Source organism: Bittarella massiliensis (ex Durand et al. 2017), from assembly GCF_017566145.1.
GTDB classification, from domain to species: domain Bacteria; phylum Bacillota; class Clostridia; order Oscillospirales; family Ruminococcaceae; genus Bittarella; species Bittarella massiliensis_A.
The window spans coordinates 1-210 of the sequence record NZ_JABFCL010000384.1 but is presented as its reverse complement, the minus strand read 5'-3'; the positions used below and the strand labels follow the sequence as shown (position 1 = coordinate 210).

Below are 210 nucleotides of genomic sequence, written 5' to 3'. Positions count from 1 at the left end.
CCTGCGCCTTGATCGTCTCTATATCCATATCCATTGAAATCTCTTTTGCCAAGACGCCCATTCCATACGCATCCAGCGACATGGTTGTCATCCGGTCGTTTCCGCCGCTTTGTACCGATACTTCCGTTTCCTTCTGTTTGGGAGCTGTGAGACCGGACGGACCATTGATAAAAATGGTAATCACATAGGGCAGCGCAATCAAAAGAAACA

At 48.1% G+C, this 210-nt stretch carries 1 pseudogene; it reads right to left on the bottom strand.

From position 1 onward, the window contains the following. Positions 1-210: pseudogene (locus HJY11_RS14750) on the bottom strand (SpoIID/LytB domain-containing protein); the annotation flags it as partial.